The sequence below is a fragment of the Rahnella victoriana genome, assembly GCF_004330295.1.
GTDB classification, from domain to species: Bacteria; Pseudomonadota; Gammaproteobacteria; order Enterobacterales; family Enterobacteriaceae; genus Rahnella; species Rahnella victoriana.
Window position 1 is genome coordinate 53653 of sequence record NZ_SJOJ01000016.1, and the last position, 19478, is coordinate 73130.

At 53.5% G+C, this 19478-nt stretch carries 23 protein-coding genes; 13 read left to right on the forward strand and 10 right to left on the reverse strand.

Annotated elements, in window-relative coordinates; all coding sequences use genetic code 11:
- Positions 1-7: 7 nt before the first annotated feature.
- The 7 genes from rpoN to EYY67_RS14710 all read right to left on the reverse strand — a co-directional run bounded on the left by rpoN (position 8) and on the right by EYY67_RS14710 (position 5942).
- Complete coding sequence (gene rpoN / locus EYY67_RS14680) at positions 8-1441, reverse strand: RNA polymerase factor sigma-54 (protein ID WP_131693793.1); 1434 nt, start codon at positions 1439-1441, stop codon at positions 8-10.
- Positions 1442-1542: 101 nt separating this feature from the next.
- The gene (gene lptB, locus EYY67_RS14685; RefSeq protein ID WP_095924414.1) at positions 1543-2268 is read right to left on the reverse strand and encodes an LPS export ABC transporter ATP-binding protein; all 726 of its coding nucleotides are present in this window, start codon (positions 2266-2268) and stop codon (positions 1543-1545) included.
- Positions 2269-2274: 6 nt separating this feature from the next.
- Positions 2275-2832: a lipopolysaccharide ABC transporter substrate-binding protein LptA gene (gene lptA, locus EYY67_RS14690; protein ID WP_095924415.1), complete on the reverse strand. Its 558-nt coding sequence runs from the start codon at positions 2830-2832 to the stop codon at positions 2275-2277.
- Positions 2810-3379 carry an LPS export ABC transporter periplasmic protein LptC gene (lptC, locus tag EYY67_RS14695; protein ID WP_095924416.1) on the reverse strand — a complete coding sequence of 190 codons (570 nt, stop codon included), beginning with the start codon at positions 3377-3379 and terminating at the stop codon, positions 2810-2812. The genes lptA and lptC overlap by 23 nt, the downstream gene beginning before the upstream one ends.
- Positions 3376-3942, reverse strand: coding sequence for a 3-deoxy-manno-octulosonate-8-phosphatase KdsC (kdsC, locus tag EYY67_RS14700; RefSeq protein WP_095924417.1), 567 nt, complete (start codon positions 3940-3942; stop codon positions 3376-3378). The genes lptC and kdsC overlap by 4 nt, the downstream gene beginning before the upstream one ends.
- A gap of 16 nt (positions 3943-3958) precedes the next feature.
- Positions 3959-4945: an arabinose-5-phosphate isomerase KdsD gene (gene kdsD, locus EYY67_RS14705; RefSeq protein ID WP_095924418.1), complete on the reverse strand. Its 987-nt coding sequence runs from the start codon at positions 4943-4945 to the stop codon at positions 3959-3961.
- A gap of 19 nt (positions 4946-4964) precedes the next feature.
- Positions 4965-5942, reverse strand: a complete 978-nt coding sequence (locus EYY67_RS14710) for a calcium/sodium antiporter (protein ID WP_095924419.1) — start codon at positions 5940-5942, stop codon at positions 4965-4967.
- A gap of 310 nt (positions 5943-6252) precedes the next feature.
- Between EYY67_RS14710 and mlaF the strand changes: the two genes are divergently transcribed.
- From mlaF to murA, 7 genes are all read left to right on the forward strand, one after another.
- Positions 6253-7056, forward strand: coding sequence for a phospholipid ABC transporter ATP-binding protein MlaF (gene mlaF, locus EYY67_RS14715; RefSeq protein WP_095924420.1), 804 nt, complete (start codon positions 6253-6255; stop codon positions 7054-7056).
- Positions 7057-7071: 15 nt separating this feature from the next.
- Positions 7072-7854: a lipid asymmetry maintenance ABC transporter permease subunit MlaE gene (gene mlaE / locus EYY67_RS14720; RefSeq protein ID WP_095924421.1), complete on the forward strand. Its 783-nt coding sequence runs from the start codon at positions 7072-7074 to the stop codon at positions 7852-7854.
- Between the two features lie 3 nt (positions 7855-7857).
- Positions 7858-8418 (forward strand): outer membrane lipid asymmetry maintenance protein MlaD, encoded by a 561-nt coding sequence (gene mlaD / locus EYY67_RS14725; protein ID WP_095924422.1) that lies wholly within the window; start codon positions 7858-7860, stop codon positions 8416-8418.
- A 41-nt stretch (positions 8419-8459) separates the two neighbouring features.
- Positions 8460-9095 carry a phospholipid-binding protein MlaC gene (mlaC, locus tag EYY67_RS14730; RefSeq protein WP_095924423.1) on the forward strand — a complete coding sequence of 212 codons (636 nt, stop codon included), beginning with the start codon at positions 8460-8462 and terminating at the stop codon, positions 9093-9095.
- Complete coding sequence (mlaB, locus tag EYY67_RS14735) at positions 9092-9406, forward strand: lipid asymmetry maintenance protein MlaB (protein ID WP_095924424.1); 315 nt, start codon at positions 9092-9094, stop codon at positions 9404-9406. Before mlaC ends, mlaB begins: the two co-directional genes overlap by 4 nt.
- 167 nt (positions 9407-9573) lie before the next feature.
- Complete coding sequence (gene ibaG, locus EYY67_RS14740) at positions 9574-9828, forward strand: BolA family iron metabolism protein IbaG (protein WP_013577246.1); 255 nt, start codon at positions 9574-9576, stop codon at positions 9826-9828.
- Between the two features lie 67 nt (positions 9829-9895).
- Positions 9896-11155: a UDP-N-acetylglucosamine 1-carboxyvinyltransferase gene (gene murA, locus EYY67_RS14745; RefSeq protein WP_095924425.1), complete on the forward strand. Its 1260-nt coding sequence runs from the start codon at positions 9896-9898 to the stop codon at positions 11153-11155.
- Positions 11156-11232: 77 nt separating this feature from the next.
- On the opposite strand, the gene degS is transcribed toward murA, so the two are convergent.
- The 3 genes from degS to zapG all read right to left on the reverse strand — a co-directional run bounded on the left by degS (position 11233) and on the right by zapG (position 14310).
- Complete coding sequence (degS, locus tag EYY67_RS14750) at positions 11233-12300, reverse strand: outer membrane-stress sensor serine endopeptidase DegS (RefSeq protein ID WP_095924426.1); 1068 nt, start codon at positions 12298-12300, stop codon at positions 11233-11235.
- Between the two features lie 87 nt (positions 12301-12387).
- Complete coding sequence (degQ, locus tag EYY67_RS14755) at positions 12388-13755, reverse strand: serine endoprotease DegQ (RefSeq protein ID WP_095924427.1); 1368 nt, start codon at positions 13753-13755, stop codon at positions 12388-12390.
- A 153-nt stretch (positions 13756-13908) separates the two neighbouring features.
- The gene (gene zapG, locus EYY67_RS14760; protein WP_013577242.1) at positions 13909-14310 is read right to left on the reverse strand and encodes a Z-ring associated protein ZapG; all 402 of its coding nucleotides are present in this window, start codon (positions 14308-14310) and stop codon (positions 13909-13911) included.
- A gap of 285 nt (positions 14311-14595) precedes the next feature.
- Between zapG and zapE the strand changes: the two genes are divergently transcribed.
- From zapE to EYY67_RS14795, 6 genes are all read left to right on the forward strand, one after another.
- Complete coding sequence (gene zapE, locus EYY67_RS14765; protein ID WP_095925265.1) at positions 14596-15732, forward strand: cell division protein ZapE; 1137 nt, start codon at positions 14596-14598, stop codon at positions 15730-15732.
- Between the two features lie 319 nt (positions 15733-16051).
- Positions 16052-16480, forward strand: a complete 429-nt coding sequence (gene rplM, locus EYY67_RS14775; RefSeq protein ID WP_013577239.1) for a 50S ribosomal protein L13 — start codon at positions 16052-16054, stop codon at positions 16478-16480.
- A gap of 16 nt (positions 16481-16496) precedes the next feature.
- A complete protein-coding gene (gene rpsI / locus EYY67_RS14780; RefSeq protein WP_013577238.1) occupies positions 16497-16889 on the forward strand; it encodes a 30S ribosomal protein S9 in 393 nt (130 codons plus the stop codon).
- A 333-nt stretch (positions 16890-17222) separates the two neighbouring features.
- Positions 17223-17864 (forward strand): stringent starvation protein SspA, encoded by a 642-nt coding sequence (gene sspA / locus EYY67_RS14785; RefSeq protein ID WP_095924428.1) that lies wholly within the window; start codon positions 17223-17225, stop codon positions 17862-17864.
- Between the two features lie 3 nt (positions 17865-17867).
- Complete coding sequence (gene sspB / locus EYY67_RS14790) at positions 17868-18362, forward strand: ClpXP protease specificity-enhancing factor (protein ID WP_095924429.1); 495 nt, start codon at positions 17868-17870, stop codon at positions 18360-18362.
- A gap of 165 nt (positions 18363-18527) precedes the next feature.
- Complete coding sequence (locus EYY67_RS14795; protein ID WP_119822420.1) at positions 18528-19310, forward strand: transcriptional regulator NanR; 783 nt, start codon at positions 18528-18530, stop codon at positions 19308-19310.
- Positions 19311-19478 lie beyond the last annotated feature (168 nt).

Consider the following 19478-nt stretch of genomic DNA (forward strand, 5'->3'; position numbering starts at 1 on the left):
GTTGAGGTCAAACTAACTGTTTACGTTGGTTTGAGGGCGGGATGGACAAAGACTCTCGGTATTTGGCGACGGTCCGTCGTGCGACCATGATCCCCTGATCGGAAAGCAGGGTCGCTAACTTACTGTCGCTGAGCGGTTTTACAGGATTCTCCGCTGCGATTAATTTCTTCACCAGCGCCCGGATGGCGGTTGACGATGCCTCGCCGCCGCTGTCTGTACTGACATGGCTGGAGAAGAAATACTTCAGTTCGAAAATGCCACGCGGACTGTGCAGGAACTTCTGCGTCGTCACACGTGAAATTGTCGATTCGTGCATTTCTACGGCACTGGCGATATCGGCCAGCACCATAGGTTTCATAAATTCTTCACCCAGTTCAAAGAACGCCTGCTGCTGCTCAACGATGCAGCGCGTCACTTTTAACAGCGTGTCGTTACGGCTTTCCAGACTTTTGATTAACCACTTGGCTTCCTGCAGATTGCTGCGGATAAACTGGCCGTCGCTGTCGCTGCGTGCGGAATTGCCCATTGCGGCGTACTGCTGGTTAATCTTCAGTCGCGGAATGCTGTCGGAATTCAGTTCGACCGTCCAGACACCTGACACTTTACGCACCAGCACATCCGGGATCACGTATTCGGATTCACCGGTATTGATCGACTGGCCCGGACGCGGATCAAGAGACTGGATCAGGAGCATCGCTCCTTTCAGTGTATCTTCTTTTAACCGGGTTGATCGCATAAGTGCACGGAAATCATGGTTCGCCAGCAAATCGAGATGTTCGCTGATGATCAGACGGGCTTCGGTGATAAACGGGGTGTCAGTAACATATTGAGAAAGCTGGATCAGCAGACAGTCGCGCAGATCACGCGCCGCCACGCCCACCGGGTCAAAGCGTTGAACGCGCTTAAGCACGGCTTCAACTTCGTCCATGGTGATGTTTTCGTCACCCACGCTTTCAAGAATATCTTCAAGGGAAACGGTGAGGTAACCGGTGTCATCCACCGCATCGACGATGGAGGTGGCAATCGCGGCATCGGTATCGGAAAACGGCGTCAGTTCCACCTGCCACATCAGGTAATCCTGCAGGGTCTGGGTGGTTTCGCCCTGGTAAATCGGCAATTCGTCGTCGCTGTAATCATTGCCGGTACCGGACGGCGTGCCTGCGGTGTAAATCTCATCCCAGGTCGCATCCAGCGGCAGCTCTTCGGGCATGTCTTTTTGCTCGAGGGCTTCGCGGGTATCTAATCCTTCGTTGTCGGTGGCTTCCACCGCATCGATTTCATCATGAAGGTCGGTTTGTTCCAGCAGAGGGTTGCTCTCCAGCGCGAGTTGGATCTCCTGCTGGAGCTCGAGCGTGGACAATTGCAACAGGCGGATGGCCTGTTGTAACTGAGGAGTCATTGCCAGTTGTTGGCTGAGTCTGAGTTGCAAACCTTGCTTCATATCTTGGCTTAATTCCGTTGATGAGTGAGAACGGCAACACTTCTGTCAGAGACGGCCTGTTTCAGTTTAAGTTGAAACAGGCACGGTTCCGGCGGCACAGATCACAGACGGAATTCTTCACCAAGATAAACACGTTTAACTTGTTCATCAGCAAGAATGTCGGCTGGCGTGCCGTGGGCGATCAATTTCCCCTGACTGACGATATACGCGCGTTCACACACATCGAGTGTTTCGCGCACGTTATGGTCAGTGATCAGTACGCCGAGGCCGCTGTCACGTAAATGCTCAATGATTTTTTTGATGTCGATAACTGAAATCGGGTCAACCCCGGCGAACGGTTCATCCAGCAGGATGAATTTCGGGTTCGCTGCCAGCGCACGGGCAATTTCTACACGACGGCGTTCACCCCCGGACAGTGACTGACCGAGGTTATCGCGCAAATGAGAAATATGGAACTCTTCCATCAGTTCATTGGCGCGATCGTTACGCTGTTCTTTGTTCAGATCATCACGGATCTGCAACACCGCCATCAGGTTATCAAACACGCTGAGACGACGGAAAATGGACGCTTCCTGCGGAAGGTAGCCAATACCGCGACGGGCGCGGGTATGCAGCGGAAGCAGGCTGATGTCTTCTTCATCGACGACAATACGCCCCGCATCGCGCTGAACGATACCCACCACCATGTAAAAAGTGGTGGTTTTACCGGCACCGTTTGGCCCTAATAATCCGACGATTTCACCTGAGTTGACCATCAGGCTGACATCTTCAACGACCTTGCGGCCTTTGTATGCCTTGGCCAGATTCTCTGCGATTAATTTTGCCATAAAATATCAGTTACTCTTTTTGGTCGGCTGGCCGCCTGCTGCAGGCGTTTTCTGTTGCAGCTGCGAAGGAACCAGTACGGTCGTCACACGGTTACCTTTATCACTAAAAGCTTCCATTTGCTGTTTTTGCACCAGATAGGTGATGCGGTCGCCTTTGACATTGCTGTCCAGCTGTTCAAGGTAAGCATTGCCGGTCAGGGTCACCAGATCGTTTTCCACTTCGTAGCGGACTTTCTGGGCGTGGCCTTTAACCGGTTTACCGTTGTCCTGCATCTGATAGAACGTCACCGGGTTGCCGTAACCTTCCACCACTTCTTTACCGGAAACACCCTGAGGGCGGATCACGACAACTCTATCGGCTTTCACCTGGATCGTCCCCTGATTCACCACCACGTTGCCGGTGAAGGTCGCGGTATTGGTGTTCACATCCAGCGCCTGATTTTGCGAATCAATGGTGATCGGCTTCGTCGTGTCATCTTTTAATGCAAAGGCCGGAATGCTGACGGCTAACAATGAGCTGACGATCAGGAGATCACGGAATTTATTTTTTGCTTTGAATTTCATAAGAGGTCGTTACCTTTTCGATCAGCTCTGCTGTTTTATCACGCAGATTACCACGCATTTTCATGCCATTAGATGTAAAACCTGTGCCATAAAGCGTTACTTCATCGTCTGAGGCAACGTCCTGTGTCGTCAGGTTAACCCGTGCATTGTCCGTTTTGATTCTTTGCAGCTGTGATGTTTCAGGGGTCAGGCTGTCGGCCTGCACATGCCCGTAAAGATAGAGCATCTTATCCTGAGTCAGTTTCGCTTTATCAGAACGCAATACCCAGGTGGCGACTTTGTTCTTGTCATACATGGTGGCTACCGGATTGGTAAACCATGTCACCTGATCAGCGGTGTAATATTTTACCTGATCTGACACCAGTTTATACGTCAGGCTGCCCAGCGGGTCATACACCATCGTGACGGTGTGGGCGCTCTGATAGGTCGGATCCTGATCGTTGACGGCCTGCGGGGCATCATCGCTGTTGTCAGACAGCGACCAGCCAATCAGTATCAGAACAATGGCCGTCAGAGCCAGAATAACCCAAAGTCTTGTTTTACTCATATCGACAGCCCTTTGGCGTCCTCCAGCTTACCCTGCGCCAGCAGAATCAAATCACACAATTCACGCACTGCGCCGCGTCCACCCGCAATTCGGGTCACATAATCTGCTTTCGGCAACAGGATAGGATGCGCATCCTGAACCGCGACAGAAAGGCCCACTTCGGCCATCACCGGCCAGTCAATCAGGTCATCACCGATGTAAGCCACTTCGCTGGCCTGTAAAGACAGTGTATCTAACAGTTCGCGGAAGGCCAAAAGCTTATCCGATTGCCCCTGATACAAGTGGCGTATGCCGAGGGTTTTGGCGCGATCTTCCAGCAATTTTGCATTGCGGCCTGTAATAATCGCGACCTCAATGTCAGATGTCAGCAGGCAGCGGATACCGTAACCGTCGCGAACGTTAAAACTTTTCAGCTCTTCTCCCTGATTTCCCATATAGATCAGGCCATCAGACATGACGCCGTCCACATCGCAAATCAGCAGGCGGACCGCTTTCGCCCGCTCCAGCACGTCTGTGCTGACCGGGCCGTAGCAGGTGTCCACCAGGGCTGCGCTATTACTCATTCAGGGCATTCCTCAATTAAACTACGCCAGCGCGCAGCATATCGTGCATATGTAACACACCCAGCAACTGGTCACCATCAGCGACCATGACGCAGGTAATGTGTTTTTCCTGCATTAAATTCAGTGCATCCACCGCCAGAAGAGAAGGGCGGACGCGGATACCGCCGGTGGTCATCACATCGGCAATCGATGCCGTGTTGATGTTAACGCCCATATCAAAGATGCGGCGTAAATCCCCGTCGGTAAAGATGCCTTCGATTTTCATCAAATCATTGCAAATCACCGTCATACCAAGGTTTTTGCGGGTGATTTCCAGAAGGGCATCCCGCAGGGAGGCGTCGCGGGTGACATGCGGGATGTCATCGCCGGTGTGCATAATATCGCTGACACGCAGCAACAGCTTGCGACCCAGTGCTCCGCCCGGATGCGACAGCGCGAAATCTTCCGGCGTAAAGCCACGGGCTTCCAGCAGCGCAACCGCCAGTGCATCGCCCATCACCAGTACCGCCGTCGTGCTGCTGGTCGGTGCCAGACCCAGCGGACAGGCTTCTTTCGGCACTTTCACGCAAAGGTGGACATCAGCGGCTTTGCCCATCGTGCTTTCCGGATTGGACGTCATGCAGATGAGCGTGATGTTCAGGCGCTTCAGGACCGGGATCAGCCCCAGAATTTCATGGGCCTCGCCGGAGTTGGAGATCAAAATCACCACATCCTGCTTCGACACCATGCCCAGATCGCCGTGGCTGGCTTCGCCCGGATGGACAAAGAATGCCGGTGTGCCGGTGCTGGCAAAGGTGGCGGCCATTTTGCGGCCGATATGCCCGGATTTGCCCATCCCCATCACCACGACTTTGCCTGTGCAGGCAAAGATTTTTTCGCAGGCGCGGGTGAAATCACCGTTAATGTATTGATCTAACTGCTCAAGTCCTTCACGTTCTGTTTTCAGCACATCGCGACCGACGGCCTGGAAATCAAAGTCGGCGGCGAAGGTAAAGTTAGCCATAGTCAGTTCCTGACAGAGTTCAGAAGGCAATGCTGTCCGGTTGCAGGAACAGCAGCGCCATATAGGCGATAAATCCACACAGCAACAATGCACCGGCTAAATGACCGATACGGTGTTTACGCATCAGACACAGGCCGGAAAGCACCACACTGACCGCCAGCATCACCCAGTAATCGCGATGGAATGCGTCCGGGTTGAACGAACCGGGTGCCACCAGCGCGGGTAATCCCAGCACCAGGCAGGTGTTAAAAATATTGGCACCGATGATATTGCCCAGCGCGATATCATCCTCACCCTTAATCGCCCCGGCGATAAATGTCGCCAGTTCCGGCAAACTGGTGCCGATAGCAATGACTGTCAGACCAATGACCAGTTCACTGACGCCGAAATAGCGGGCAATCACTGTACTGTTGTCGACAATCATCCCGGACGCCAGCGGCATGATGATAAAGCCCAGCGCCAGCCACAGAAACGCCACGGTGTTGCTGCTGTCCTGCGGAAGTTCGGACATCTGCTCGTAGGTCAGCGTATCCAGTCCTTCTTTCTCGGCGGCGCGGGCGATTTTTATCACCAGCATCATAAACACGGCGGCACTGGCCAGCAGCAACACACCATCAATGCGGCTGAGTTCGCCGTCGCTGAGCAGAAAACCGCACAGCGCAGTGACCAGTAACAATAGAGGGAGTTCGCGGCGTAATATATCAGAACGAACGGAAAGTGGATGAATCAGGGCGGCACCGCCCAAAATCAGAAGAATATTAATGATATTCGAACCAATTGCGTTTCCGACGGCCAAATCCATCTGATCGTTGATGGCGGCCGTGGTGGACACCACCAGCTCCGGCAGGGAGATCCCGACGCCGACGACGGTCATGCCAATCACCAGCGGAGGAATGCCCATTGAGCGTGCCAACACTGCGGCTCCGTACACCAGACGATCGGCGGCGTAAACTAACAGTAACAAGCCGACAATCATCAGTACGATAGCGAGAAGCATGAAACATCCTTTATTGGGTATAATGCGAGGTTCGTTGCCTTTGCAGGCAGGCGATTCCTTCGTCAACATGAGCTGAAGCAACATTTTCTCTGAAAACGACGCCGTCAGCAGGTTCCTGTATGTTAGACGATGAAGGCTTTTAATTTAACATGGTAATTCGTCGATTTTGACCGTCTGTGGTGGAAAAGTAAATCGATGGCAAGTTTGGTAACGAAACCGGGGTAAGTTTTTGTAAAAATACCAAAGTTATACGACTCCCGGTGCGGGTCAGACGTATTCTTAGCGAAAGCATTCCGAAGGGATAAACTGAATGAGTCAAAGCGAATCGAATCTGGTAGAGATCAAAGGCATGAGTTTCGTGCGCGGCGATCGTCCCATTTTCGAAGAGATAAACATGACAGTGCCACGGGGCAAGGTTACCGCCATTATGGGGCCTTCGGGGATCGGCAAAACCACCTTGCTGCGCCTGATCGGCGGGCAACTTGCGCCGGACAGCGGCGAAATCTGGTTTGACGGCGATAACATTCCGACGCTGTCGCGCCGCAAACTGTACGAATCGCGCAAAAAAATGAGCATGCTGTTTCAGTCCGGTGCCTTGTTTACCGACCTGACTGTGTTCGAAAATGTGGCATTTCCGCTGCGTGAGCACAGTAAATTGCCAGAAGCGTTATTGCGCAGCACCGTGACCATGAAGCTGGAAGCGGTCGGTCTGCGCGGTGCCGGTGATCTGATGCCTGCCGAATTATCAGGCGGGATGGCGCGTCGTGTGGCGCTGGCGCGGGCTATCGCGCTGGATCCGGAGCTGATCATGTTCGATGAACCTTTCGTCGGACAGGATCCCATCACCATGGGCGTGCTGGTCAAACTTATCGACGAACTGAACCATGCGCTGGGCGTGACCTGTATTGTGGTGTCTCATGATGTGCCTGAAGTGCTGAGCATCGCGGATTACGCCTATATTGTGGCGGCGCAGCGGGTGATTGCAGAAGGAACGCCGGAGGCATTGCAAAACAATCCTGATCCGCGGGTTCGCCAGTTCCTCGACGGTATTGCCGACGGACCGGTGCCTTTCCGATTCCCGGCCGGTGATTACAAAACCGAGTTGCTCGGATGATGGAGTTATCTGCTTATGTTAACTAAGGCACTCGCCTCAGTCGGACGTCGCGGGATAAATACCTGTGCGTCTTTTGGCCGTGCCGGTCTGATGCTCTTCCGGGCATTGATCGGTAAGCCGCAATTTGCCAAACAATGGCCGCTGCTGGTTAAGCAGCTCTACAGTGTTGGCGTGCTTTCCCTGTTAATCATCCTGGTGTCCGGTTTGTTTATCGGCATGGTGCTTGGCTTGCAGGGCTATCTGATTTTAACCACCTACAGTGCGGAAGCCAGTCTGGGCATGATGGTGGCGCTCTCTTTACTGCGCGAACTCGGTCCGGTGGTCACAGCACTGTTGTTTGCCGGTCGCGCGGGATCTGCGCTGACCGCTGAACTGGGGCTGATGAAAGCCACCGAGCAAATCTCAAGTCTGGAAATGATGGCAATCGATCCGCTGCGCCGCGTTGTGGCACCGCGTTTCTGGGCCGGTCTGATTTCCATGCCTCTGCTGACGGCGATTTTTGTCGCCGTCGGGATCTGGGGCGGTTCGCTGGTTGGCGTGGACTGGAAAGGGATCGACAGCGGTTTCTTCTGGTCTGCGATGCAAACTGCCGTAGACTGGCGGACTGACCTGCTTAACTGTCTGATAAAAAGCCTTGTTTTCGCTATCACTGTGACCTGGATTGCGTTGTTCAATGGCTATGATGCGATACCGACGTCCGAAGGGATCAGCCGGGCAACGACACGTACTGTGGTGCATTCGTCACTGGCGGTGCTGGGATTGGATTTTGTGCTGACAGCACTGATGTTTGGAAATTAAACCATGCAAACGAAAAAGAGTGAGATCTGGGTAGGCGCGTTTTTAATCATCGCATTGATCGCGGTGTTATTCCTGTGTCTGAAAGTGGCGGATATCCGTTCCATTGGTTCTGATCCGACTTACCGTATTTCTGCCGACTTCGATAATATCGGCGGCCTGAAAAGTGGTTCTCCGGTGAAAGTCGGCGGCGTAGTGATCGGCCGCGTCAGCAGCATCACGCTGGATAAAAACTATTCCCCACGCGTAGAAATGGACATCGACCAGAAGTATAACCAGATCCCGAGCACCAGTACGCTGGCGATCCGTACCTCGGGTTTATTGGGCGAACAGTTCCTGGCCCTGAACATTGGATTTGAAGACCCTGACATGGGAACGACTATCCTTAAAGAGGGTGGCGTCATTCAGGACACCAAATCAGCGCTGGTTCTTGAAGACCTGATTGGTCAGTTCCTTTACAAGAGTGGCGACGGCAAAGCTGACCCGGATGCGACTGCGGCGCCTGCTGCGCCGGAAGGGAATACCGCGCCTGACGCGAATACGGCACCCCAACCGGCTGCCCATTAAGAATTTGCTATCACGGATTCTCCAAAAAAGAGGAAATGAGTATGTTTAAACGTTTAATGATCGCTGCCCTGCTGGTGGTTATGGCTCCGCTGGCGAATGCCGCGGTGGATAAAACCAATCCTTACAGCGTGATGAATGAAGCGGCGAACAAAACCTTCACCCGCCTCAAAACCGAACAGCCGAAGATTAAGCAGGATCCTAATTATCTGCGTCAGATCGTCCGCGAAGAACTGCTGCCGTACGTGCAAATCAAATACGCCGGTGCGCTGGTGTTAGGTCGCTATTACCAGCAGGCAACGCCGGCACAGCGCGACGCCTATTTCGCCGCGTTCTCTGACTATCTGCAACAGGCTTACGGTCAGGCGCTGGCGATGTACAACGGCCAGAGCTATACCGTACAACCGGAGCAGTCTTATGCCGGTAAAGACATCATTGCGATCCGTGTGACCATTACCGATCCGAATGGCCGTCCGCCGGTTCGTCTGGATTTCCAGTGGCGTAAAAACAGCCGCACCGGTGAGTGGCAGGCGTATGACATGATTGCCGAAGGCGTCAGCATGATTTCCACCAAGCAGAACGAATGGGCGGATATCCTGCGTCAGAAAGGCATTGATGGTCTGACTGCCCGTCTGAAACAAGCGGCGGCTCAGCCGATCACGCTGGATAAACAACAATGAGTGAAGCCCTGCGCTGGGAATCGCAGCCGCCGCGACTGAGGTTGCACGGTGAACTTGATCGCGAAACGCTGGTGGCATTCTGGGATGTGCGTAAAACGCTGATGGCCGGCGTGACCTGTCTGGATGTGTCCGGGCTGGCGCGTGTGGATTCTTCCGGGCTGGCGCTGCTGGTGCATTTGCGCGAAGAAGCCAGCCAGCAGGGAACGTCGCTGACCATCGCGGGGATCACCGACCGTCTGCGTACACTGATTGCATTGTATAACCTTCAGGACATCATTCCGTCTGACACCACGGCCTGCGCTGTTGAGTAAATATGTCAGCAGTTCCCGTGAGTTAGGCCGCGGGAGACGGATCACCGCCTGAATGTCCCCAAAGCCCCTGTGCGAAACTCTTCGTCAGGGGCTTTTTCGTGGTTTAAGAATTGCGCCGATCCCTATAAGATATCGGGCTGTTATGATTCTCAGAAGAATAGATCCCTATGGAAACAAGTGAAATTAAAGACGTGCTGATGAATGCATTGGCACTGGACGAAGCCCACATTACTGGCGATGGCAGTCATTTTCAGGCCATAGTCGTTGGTGCGATGTTTGATGGCATGAGCCGCGTGAAAAAACAGCAGACCGTTTACGCCCCGCTGATGGAATACATCGCCGACAATCGAATCCACGCCCTGTCTATCAAGGCTTATACCCCGGAAGAATGGGCGCGTGACCGTAAACTGAGCGGTTTATAAGACTGCCGGCGTCCCGGCAGCTTCCTCGTATCTGACCTGTCGTTTTAATGAATAGAGAGCAGTCATAATGGATAAATTTCGTGTACAGGGTGGGACTCGCCTGAGCGGTGAAGTCACTATCTCTGGTGCAAAAAATGCAGCACTTCCTATTTTGTTTGCCGCACTGCTTGCTGAAGAACCGGTTGAACTCCAGAACGTTCCTCACCTGAAAGATATCGATACCACCATCAAACTCCTGAGCCAGCTGGGCACCAAAATCGAACGCAACGGTTCTGTGTTCGTGGACGCCAGCGCAGTTAACGAGTTTTGTGCGCCGTATGATCTGGTGAAAACCATGCGTGCTTCCATCTGGGCGCTTGGCCCGCTGGTGGCGCGTTTTGGCCGTGGTGAAGTGTCCCTGCCGGGCGGTTGCGCCATTGGCGCGCGTCCTGTCGACCTGCACATTACCGGTCTGGAACAACTGGGCGCGACCATCGTGCTGGAAGAAGGCTATGTGAAAGCGTCTGTCGATGGCCGTCTGAAAGGCGCGCACATCGTGATGGATAAAGTCAGCGTTGGCGCGACCGTCACCATCATGAGTGCCGCGACACTGGCCGAAGGCACCACCATCATTGAAAACGCCGCGCGTGAGCCGGAAATCGTCGATACCGCGAATTTCCTGAATACGCTGGGTGCGAAAATCACCGGCGCAGGCACCGACAAAATCACCATCGAAGGCGTTGCGCGTCTGGGCGGCGGTGTTTACCGCGTGGTGCCGGACCGTATCGAAACCGGGACTTTCCTGGTGGCGGCGGCGATCTCCGGTGGCAAAATCACCTGTCGCGAAGCCCGTCCTGATACGCTGGATGCCGTGCTGGCAAAACTGCGTGAAGCCGGTGCGGATATCGAAGTGGGCGAAGACTGGATCAGTCTCGACATGCACGGTAACCGCGCGAAAGCCGTCACCTTCCGCACTGCACCACATCCGGGGTTCCCGACCGATATGCAGGCGCAGTTCAGCTTGCTGAACCTGGTGGCGGAAGGGACCGGTGTGATCACCGAAACCATCTTCGAAAACCGTTTCATGCACATTCCTGAACTGATCCGTATGGGCGCACATGCTGAAATCGAAGGCAGCACCCTGATTTGTCACGGCGTTGAAAAACTGTCTGGCGCTCAGGTCATGGCGACGGATTTACGTGCGTCTGCGAGTCTGGTTCTGGCGGGGTGTATTGCGGAAGGCGTGACCGTGGTTGACCGTATTTATCACATCGATCGTGGTTACGAGCGTATCGAAGATAAACTGCGTCAGCTGGGTGCGAAAATCGAGCGCTTCAAAGGCGAGTGATAAACTCAGCCTGATGCCATAAAAAAAGCCGGAAGGGGAAACCTTTCCGGCTTTTTCGTTTCTGGAATCTGCGGCGGTCAGTGCGAAGGGTATTCCTGCACGGTCACCTGCAAGGTCAGCTTCTGGCCGTTGCGCATAATCTCCACCGGGATCACCGTGCCCGGCCGTACCTCTGCCACCTGATCCATGGTTTCGATTGCCGAAATCGCCGGTTTATTGTTGACGTTAACAATCACGTCCCGGACCTGCATACCGGCATTGGCCGCCGGGCCGTTTGGCGTGACTTCGTTAACCACAATCCCCTGAATATGATCCAGCCCGCTGTTTGGCCCGTGCAGAGGCGATACCTCGCGCCCGCCGATGCCGATATAACCCCTGATCACGCGGCCATCACGAATCAGCTTGCCCATGACTTTTGTCGCCAGCGCGGTCGGGATGGCGAAACCAATGCCTTCCGGCGTGGCACCATCGTTGCTCTGGTCAAAGGACAGGGTATTAATCCCCATCAGCTCACCCAATGAGTTCACCAGCGCACCACCGGAGTTGCCCTGGTTAATCGAGGCATCGGTTTGCAGGAAGTTCTGGCGACCTGACGGGCTGAGGCCGATACGGCCTGTCGCGCTGATAATGCCCTGCGTGACGGTCTGACCGAGGTTATACGGGTTACCAATCGCCATCACGACATCACCGACATGCGGCGTGCGGTGTGGATTAATCGGGATCACCGGCAAATTTCCGGCATTGATTTTCAGCACGGCTAAGTCTGTCAGGCTGTCTGAGCCGACCAGCAGGGCTTCGAATACGCGTCCATCCTGCAATGCCACGATGATCTGATCGGCATTATTGATCACGTGTTTATTGGTCAGGATGTAACCGTTGTCGTTCATGATCACACCGGAACCCAGTGTGCGGATGGCCAGTTCGTTTTGCGAACTGTTGCCCATGTTGCGGTTATAAACGTTCACCACCGCCGGTGCGGCATGGCGGACGCCTGAGTTATAGCTGACGGGTTCTTCGCTGTTCTGCACAAAATTACGGTCAAACAACGGTTCTGTGATGTTTTTACGCAACATAGGCACCGCCGCCAGCAAAATGCCGGCAACAATCAGGCCGATAACAGCAGATCTCAATAGCTTAACAAACATGGGTGTATGGGGTGCGAGATGAAAAGTGAGGGAAGAATAGCATGAGTTAATCGGACGCAGCAGCACCTGCGTCCGATTTTCAACGCTTTACGGCATGAATAAATAGATATTTTGGCCTTTACGCTGAATGCTCAGGGCAATCAGGTCCGGTTTGCTTTCCAGAATTTTGCGGAAAGCCGCCAGATTTTCGAGAGGCTCGCGGTTAACGCCGATGATGACATCGTCTTTCTCAAGGCCAATCTGCTCAGCCGGTGATCCTTTTTTCACGTCATCGACATGTACGCCTTTGGCGTTTTTATCCGCCGGATCGCTGAGCGTCACGCCCTGGAGCGCCGGATTCAGCTTCTCGATGCTGACTTCCACTGCCGGACTTTTATCCAGCGTGACATTGACGGTCATCGGTTTGCCGTCGCGCAGCAGACCAATCTGCATGGTGACGCCCGGACCGGCCGTGCCGACTTTCGCGCGTAATTCGGCAAAGCTGCTCAGCGTTTTGCCCTGAAGGGTAATCAGCACGTCGCCGGATTTGATACCTGCTTTGGCGGCGGCGGAATCCGGTAACACTTCATTGACGAACGCACCACGCTGGCTGTCGAGCTTAAATGCCTGCGCCAGTTCCGGCGTCATTTCACTGCCTCTGATCCCCAGCAGGCCGCGTTTTACTTCACCGAACTCAATCAGCTGGTGGCTGAGGTTTTTCGCCATATTCACCGGGATAGCAAAACCGATACCGACGCTGCCACCTTGTGAAGAGATAATGGCGGTATTGATACCGATCAGTTCACCTTTCAGATCGAGCAACGCGCCGCCGGAGTTGCCGCGGTTAATTGAGGCATCGGTCTGAATAAAGTTTTCCAGCCCTTCAAGATTCAGGCCGCTGCGACCAAGTGCTGAGACAATGCCGGACGTCACGGTCTGACCGAGTCCGAACGGATTACCGACGGCAACCGCAAAATCCCCCACGCGCAGGTTATCGGAATCGGCCATCGCAATTTGTGTCAGGTTTTTGGCGTCAATCAGCTGGATCACGGCGATATCAGACTGATCGTCTTTGCCGATCAGCTTGGCTTTATATTCACGACCGTCATTGAGCTGGACGTTAATTTTATCCGCGTTGTTCACCACGTGATTGTTGGTGAGCACGTAGCCTTTGGCGGCATCAATAATCACACCGGAACCCAGACCTTCAAAAGGTTGCGGGCCGGGATTCGGTTCCGGATCTTGCTGGCCGAAGAAGAACTTGTATTCCGGTGGCACATCCGCACTTGGCGGCTGGGTGCCGGACACCTGTACGCCCACCACCGCCGGTAAGACTTTTTCCAGCATCGGAGCCAGGCTGGGTAAAGGTTGTCCCTGAACTTCCGTAGGCAAAGCAGCATTCGCCATAGGCGCAGAAGCGAAAGTTAATCCAAGGCTAACAGCTAACACACTGAGCAAAAATGACTTTTTCTTCATCACGATAACTCTCTCGCTTTCTGTAATGGACGTCAGTTATGGACAATAGAACGGTGATTCACAGCACGGGAAGGATCCGGAGAACGGCACATGCACGGAACATGTGCCGCATATTGACCGGCATGAGGATGTCATACCGGTCAGGCGCGTCAGTTATTTACGGACAGGACGCTCGCCGCGCAGCAGACCAGACGCACCGTCAGAGTAATCGCGTGGCATCTGCACCGGCACCTGATCGTTATCGGCTTCAGAACCGGTCAGACGGTAGTTGAACGGATTATCCTGCTCTGGCATATCAGGCAGCAAATTGTTGGAGCTTTTCGCCATGTGTTGATAAAGCTGGCGGTAATCGGTCGCCATATTATCGAGTAACTCTGCGCTGCGGGCAAAATGGCCCACCAGCTCCTGACGGTATTCGTCGAGTTCGGCTTTACTTTTCTCCAGCTCGTTTTTCATGACTTGTTGATCACGTAATTTACGATTACCAAAGCGCATCGCTACCGCACCAATCGCGATACCGACCACTAATCCAATGAGTGCATACTCCCAGGTCATAATGACTCCTATTTTGACTTCGTTGTCCCGCAGGGCTTTTTCACGTAACTTTTATGACTTAACTTTTTTACACAATGGTTTTAACGTAATTGTCACACGCATGCGTCATGCAATAGCTCCACTATAACCGTTAACCTTGTCAGAGTGGAATCCTGCCGGGAAAATCACTGCGGTCTGTTGGTTTTTTCACACACAGACAGCCGGGAAATGCGGCGAATCCACAGCAAAAAAGCGGCTAAACGACGTGAAAAACATAAAATTTTTTTCTCAGGGACGTTAACGAAGATGCAATCTCAATCACCCCTTTTCCTGTATCAGAACGCTGTTGATGCCGGTGAGTTCCAGGCGGATGCCGTTCAGAAACAGGCTGTCGCGCAGCTTGATGCCATCTATCAGGCGCTGTCCGCCCGGCCTGCCGCATCGCCACCGGCCGCCAGCCGTGGCCTGCTGGGACGCTTATTTGCCAAAAGTCCGCCGAAAACCACGACGCGCCCCGTCCAGGGCTTATATATGTGGGGCGGAGTGGGGCGGGGCAAAACCTGGCTGATGGATCTGTTTTTCCACAGCCTGCCCGGCGAACGTAAGCTTCGTCTGCATTTCCACCGCTTTATGTTGCGCGTCCATGAAGAACTGACGCAGCTGCAGGGGCAGGAAGATCCGCTGGAAGTGATCGCTGACCGGTTCAAGGCAGAAACCGACGTGCTGTGTTTCGATGAGTTTTTTGTTTCGGATATTACCGATGCGATGCTGCTGGCCACATTATTGCAGGCGCTGTTTGCCCGTGGCATCACGCTGATTGCCACCTCAAACATTCCACCGGACTTGCTGTACCGTAACGGTCTGCAACGTGCGCGTTTCCTGCCCGCGATTGATCTGATCAAAGAATATTGCGATGTGCTGAATGTGGATGCCGGGATTGATTACCGTCTGCGTACACTGACACAAGCCAATTTATGGCTGACGCCGGCCGGTCCGGAAACGGCGGATGCGATGCATGCCATGCTGGGGAAACTGACCGGCAATCACAGCGGCGCGGACGCAGGCGGCAAACCGCTGCTGGAAGTGAACCACCGTCCATTGCAGGCGATTGCCGCCGTGGATGGCGTGCTGGCGGTAGAATTCCATACCTTATGCGAAGAGGCGCGCAGCCAGCTCGACTACATTGCGCTGTCAAAAATCTATCACAGCGTGTTGCTGCATAATGTGCCGGTGATGGGCGCAGACAGTGAGAATGCTGCACGCCGTTTTCTGGCGCTGGTGGATGAATTCTATGAGCGCCATGTCAAACTGGTGATTTCCGCTGCCGCGCCGATGTTTGACATCTATCAGGGCGAACGGCTGAAATTCGAATACCAGCGTTGCCTGTCGCGTTTACAGGAGATGCAGAGCGAAGAATACCTCAAGCGCCCGCATCTGCCATGATGATGGGTTGGTTATTCTTTGTTCGTTTTGTGGTATAAAAAGAGTCAGTAAAGCCTGCCTGCCGAACCCTCAGACGATGTTGAGGGAAATCTTCCTTTTTGTCGAAAAAGGGTTCGATCTTTGCAGGAGACTTCTCTATAATCTTGCGACCCCACGTTACTACAAAGTTTTTTTCCCGAAACTTTATAAGTGCCAGCATTGGCTATTCGAAGGGGTAGGTTTGCTGGACGATGGTCGTGTGAACCTCAAATACTTATTTTATAAACAAGTAAGCGTTCGGGTGTTCGCCAACGTGTAACTTTAATTGGGTAAGCTTTTAATGAAAACTTTTACAGCTAAACCGGAAACCGTACAACGTGACTGGTTCGTAGTTGACGCTACCGGCAAGACCTTAGGTCGCCTGGCCACTGAACTGGCTCGCCGTCTGCGTGGCAAACATAAAGCGGAATACACTCCGCACGTTGATACTGGTGATTACATCATCGTTCTGAACGCAGAAAAAGTTGCTGTAACCGGCAACAAGCGTAACGACAAGATTTATTACCATCACACCGGCCACATCGGTGGTATCAAGCAAGCGACCTTTGAAGAGATGATCGCTCGCCGTCCTGAACGCGTGATCGAGCTCGCGGTTAAAGGCATGTTGCCAAAGGGCCCGTTGGGTCGTGCAATGTACCGTAAAATGAAAGTTTACGCGGGTAACGAGCACACTCATGCGGCGCAACAACCGCAAGTTCTTGACATTTAATTCGGGATTATAGGCAATGGCTGAAAATCAATACTACGGCACTGGTCGCCGCAAAAGCTCCGCCGCTCGTGTTTTCATCAAACCGGGTAGTGGTAACATCGTAATTAACCAGCGTAGCCTGGAACAGTACTTTGGTCGTGAAACTGCCCGCATGGTAGTTCGTCAACCACTGGAACTGGTCGACATGGTTGAGAAATTCGACCTGTACATCACTGTTAAAGGTGGTGGTATCTCCGGTCAAGCTGGTGCTATCCGTCACGGTATTACCCGTGCACTGATGGAATATGACGAAAATCTTCGTGGCGAACTGCGTAAAGCTGGCTTCGTTACTCGTGATGCTCGTCAGGTTGAACGTAAGAAAGTCGGTCTGCGTAAAGCACGTCGTCGTCCTCAGTTCTCCAAACGTTAATTTTCTGCTGCTTTGCAGCACAGTGCTTCGGCACGGAAATCAGCGTCAAAAACCCGGTGTTTCACCGGGTTTTTTTATACCTGTTTTTCAGTAATCGCAGGGGAAATGATCTCCTGACACACAATTCCCCATGAAATCGTCTCACCGTCGCCCACAGCCTGCGTAAAATCTGGTAAACTATCACACACTTTTGTGCCTGTTCGCCGAGCAGTTGACGTTGCCGCGCTTCCTGGCTGGGTTCGCCTTGCCGATGGTTGTCTATGAAACTACGGGACAAAAACTGCAGGCTGGCGATAACTCGCTGTAATATTCTAGATAAACTTGGAGGTTTTCATGGCTGTCGCTGCCAACAAACGTTCGGTAATGACGCTGTTTTCCGGCCCGACCGACATTTTTAGCCATCAGGTACGTATCGTACTGGCGGAAAAAGGTGTCAGTGTCGAGATCGAGCAGGTTGAGATGGATCACCTGCCGCAGGATCTTATTGACCTCAACCCTTACCGCACTGTACCGACGCTGGTTGATCGTGAGCTGACCCTGTTCGAATCCCGTATCATCATGGAATATCTTGATGAGCGTTTCCCGCATCCACCGCTGATGCCGGTTTATCCGGTTGCCCGTGGTGAGAGCCGTCTGATGATGCACCGCATCGAAAATGACTGGTATTCGCTGATGCGCCAAATCGAACAAGGTTCTGCGACCGAAGCCGATGCTGCGCGTAAACAACTGCGTGAAGAGCTGCTGGCGATTGCGCCAATCTTCTCTTACATGCCTTACTTCAAAAGCGAAGAGTTCAGCCTGGTCGATTGCTACCTGGCTCCGCTGCTGTGGCGTTTGCCGGAGTTGGGCATTGAGCTGGCGGGTGCCGGTTCTAAAGAGCTGAAAGGCTACATGACCCGCGTCTTCGAACGTGATGCCTTCCTGGCTTCCCTGACCGAAGCAGAGCGCGAAATGCGTTTGCATACCCGAGGTTAAGGTATGGAGATGACCGACATGTCTCCGCGTCGCCCCTATCTGTTGCGGGCTTTTTATGACTGGTTGCTCGACAACCAGTTAACCCCGCATCTGGTGGTTGACGTGACGATGCCTGGCGTGATGGTGCCGATGGAGTTTGCGCGTGACGGACAAATTGTTCTGAACGTCGCGCCGCGTGCTGTCGGCAATCTCGAACTGGGTAACGATGACGTACGCTTCAATGCCCGTTTTGGTGGCGTACCGCGTAACGTATTTGTACCGATTGCTGCCGTACTGGCGATTTATGCCCGTGAAAACGGTGCCGGTACCATGTTCGAACCTGAACCTGCTTATGAAGCGGAAGGCGCCTTTGACGGCGACCTGAGCGTGGATGAGCCGACAGAACCGACCATGTCAGTCATTGACGGCGATTTGCCGGACGTGGCTGAAGAAGATCCGGACGATGAGCCTCCGACCCCGCCACGCGGTGGTCGCCCGGCACTGCGCGTTGTGAAATAACACTCCGCCTCAGACCGGCTTCGCCTCTAAACCCTGCGTAATACTACGCGGGGTTTTTTATGCCCGTATTCCGCCTGCCTCTCCTTTCGCCAGTGCAGATGTGCTGTGTTATCATTCAAAAATTCCTTCGTATCCCATTCATTAAACAGGGTCTGATCCTGAGTTATGAGCACATTCGACGAACAACCGGCAGATATCAACGACACCTTCGGGCATGCAATGCGCCGCCGTCCTCTGGCGCGCAAGAAGCTTTCAGAAATGGTGGAAGAAGAGCTGGAGCAGATGATCCGCAGGCGCGAATTCGCCGAAGGGGAGCAACTGCCGTCAGAACGTGAGCTGATGACATTCTTCAACGTTGGCCGGCCTTCCGTACGCGAAGCACTGGCGGCGCTCAAACGTAAAGGGCTGGTGCAGATCAGTAACGGGGAGCGCGCCCGCGTCTCCCGTCCGTCGGCAGAAACCATCATCAGTGAGTTGTCCGGTGTGGCGACAGACTTTCTCGCCCGGCCTGAAGGGATTGCCCATTTCGAGCAACTGCGGATGTTTTTCGAATCCAGCCTGGTGCGCTACGCCGCCGAATTCGCCACCGACGAGCAGATTGAACGTCTTGGCAAAGCGCTGGAAATGAACAGCCAGTCACTGGACGACAACGATTTGTTCATCCGCTCTGACATCGAATTTCACCGCGAACTGGCAGAAATCCCGGCCAACCCGATCTTCATGGTCGTGCATGTGGCCCTGCTGGACTGGCTGATTGCGGCGCGTCCTTCCGTGCCACAGGAAGAGCTGCACGCCCACAACAACGTCAGTTATCAGCAGCACATCGAAATCTTCAACGCTATCCGGGCGCGTGATCCGGATGCCGCCGATGCGGCGCTGAAAGCGCATCTGAAAAGCGTATTCGCGGCGTATTACGCGGCAAAGCCTGATCGTGGTGCGAAGCTGTAACCCACCCTGAACTGCGATCTTCCCCGCATTCTTTTTGATCGTCTCTGATCACCCATAACTATTTCATATGGTGCAGATCACATCCTGAACCTTCAGGTGTATTGTGTTTGTTTTTTGGTCTGGTATAACAGGTATAAAGGTATATCGAATTGCCTGAAAACCCAACAA

Excerpts from the sequence above, each read along its gene's own strand:
- rpoN (WP_131693793.1), bottom strand. The coding sequence starts at position 1,441 with ATGAAGCAAGGTTTGCAACTCAGACTCAGCCAACAACTGGCAATGACT.
- lptB (WP_095924414.1), bottom strand. The coding sequence starts at position 2,268 with ATGGCAAAATTAATCGCAGAGAATCTGGCCAAGGCATACAAAGGCCGC.
- lptA (WP_095924415.1), bottom strand. The coding sequence starts at position 2,832 with ATGAAATTCAAAGCAAAAAATAAATTCCGTGATCTCCTGATCGTCAGC.
- lptC (WP_095924416.1), bottom strand. The coding sequence starts at position 3,379 with ATGAGTAAAACAAGACTTTGGGTTATTCTGGCTCTGACGGCCATTGTT.
- kdsC (WP_095924417.1), bottom strand. The coding sequence starts at position 3,942 with ATGAGTAATAGCGCAGCCCTGGTGGACACCTGCTACGGCCCGGTCAGC.
- kdsD (WP_095924418.1), bottom strand. The coding sequence starts at position 4,945 with ATGGCTAACTTTACCTTCGCCGCCGACTTTGATTTCCAGGCCGTCGGT.
- EYY67_RS14710 (WP_095924419.1), bottom strand. The coding sequence starts at position 5,942 with ATGCTTCTCGCTATCGTACTGATGATTGTCGGCTTGTTACTGTTAGTT.
- mlaF (WP_095924420.1), top strand. The coding sequence starts at position 6,253 with ATGAGTCAAAGCGAATCGAATCTGGTAGAGATCAAAGGCATGAGTTTC.
- mlaE (WP_095924421.1), top strand. The coding sequence starts at position 7,072 with ATGTTAACTAAGGCACTCGCCTCAGTCGGACGTCGCGGGATAAATACC.
- mlaD (WP_095924422.1), top strand. The coding sequence starts at position 7,858 with ATGCAAACGAAAAAGAGTGAGATCTGGGTAGGCGCGTTTTTAATCATC.
- mlaC (WP_095924423.1), top strand. The coding sequence starts at position 8,460 with ATGTTTAAACGTTTAATGATCGCTGCCCTGCTGGTGGTTATGGCTCCG.
- mlaB (WP_095924424.1), top strand. The coding sequence starts at position 9,092 with ATGAGTGAAGCCCTGCGCTGGGAATCGCAGCCGCCGCGACTGAGGTTG.
- ibaG (WP_013577246.1), top strand. The coding sequence starts at position 9,574 with ATGGAAACAAGTGAAATTAAAGACGTGCTGATGAATGCATTGGCACTG.
- murA (WP_095924425.1), top strand. The coding sequence starts at position 9,896 with ATGGATAAATTTCGTGTACAGGGTGGGACTCGCCTGAGCGGTGAAGTC.
- degS (WP_095924426.1), bottom strand. The coding sequence starts at position 12,300 with ATGTTTGTTAAGCTATTGAGATCTGCTGTTATCGGCCTGATTGTTGCC.
- degQ (WP_095924427.1), bottom strand. The coding sequence starts at position 13,755 with ATGAAGAAAAAGTCATTTTTGCTCAGTGTGTTAGCTGTTAGCCTTGGA.
- zapG (WP_013577242.1), bottom strand. The coding sequence starts at position 14,310 with ATGACCTGGGAGTATGCACTCATTGGATTAGTGGTCGGTATCGCGATT.
- zapE (WP_095925265.1), top strand. The coding sequence starts at position 14,596 with ATGCAATCTCAATCACCCCTTTTCCTGTATCAGAACGCTGTTGATGCC.
- rplM (WP_013577239.1), top strand. The coding sequence starts at position 16,052 with ATGAAAACTTTTACAGCTAAACCGGAAACCGTACAACGTGACTGGTTC.
- rpsI (WP_013577238.1), top strand. The coding sequence starts at position 16,497 with ATGGCTGAAAATCAATACTACGGCACTGGTCGCCGCAAAAGCTCCGCC.
- sspA (WP_095924428.1), top strand. The coding sequence starts at position 17,223 with ATGGCTGTCGCTGCCAACAAACGTTCGGTAATGACGCTGTTTTCCGGC.
- sspB (WP_095924429.1), top strand. The coding sequence starts at position 17,868 with ATGGAGATGACCGACATGTCTCCGCGTCGCCCCTATCTGTTGCGGGCT.
- EYY67_RS14795 (WP_119822420.1), top strand. The coding sequence starts at position 18,528 with ATGAGCACATTCGACGAACAACCGGCAGATATCAACGACACCTTCGGG.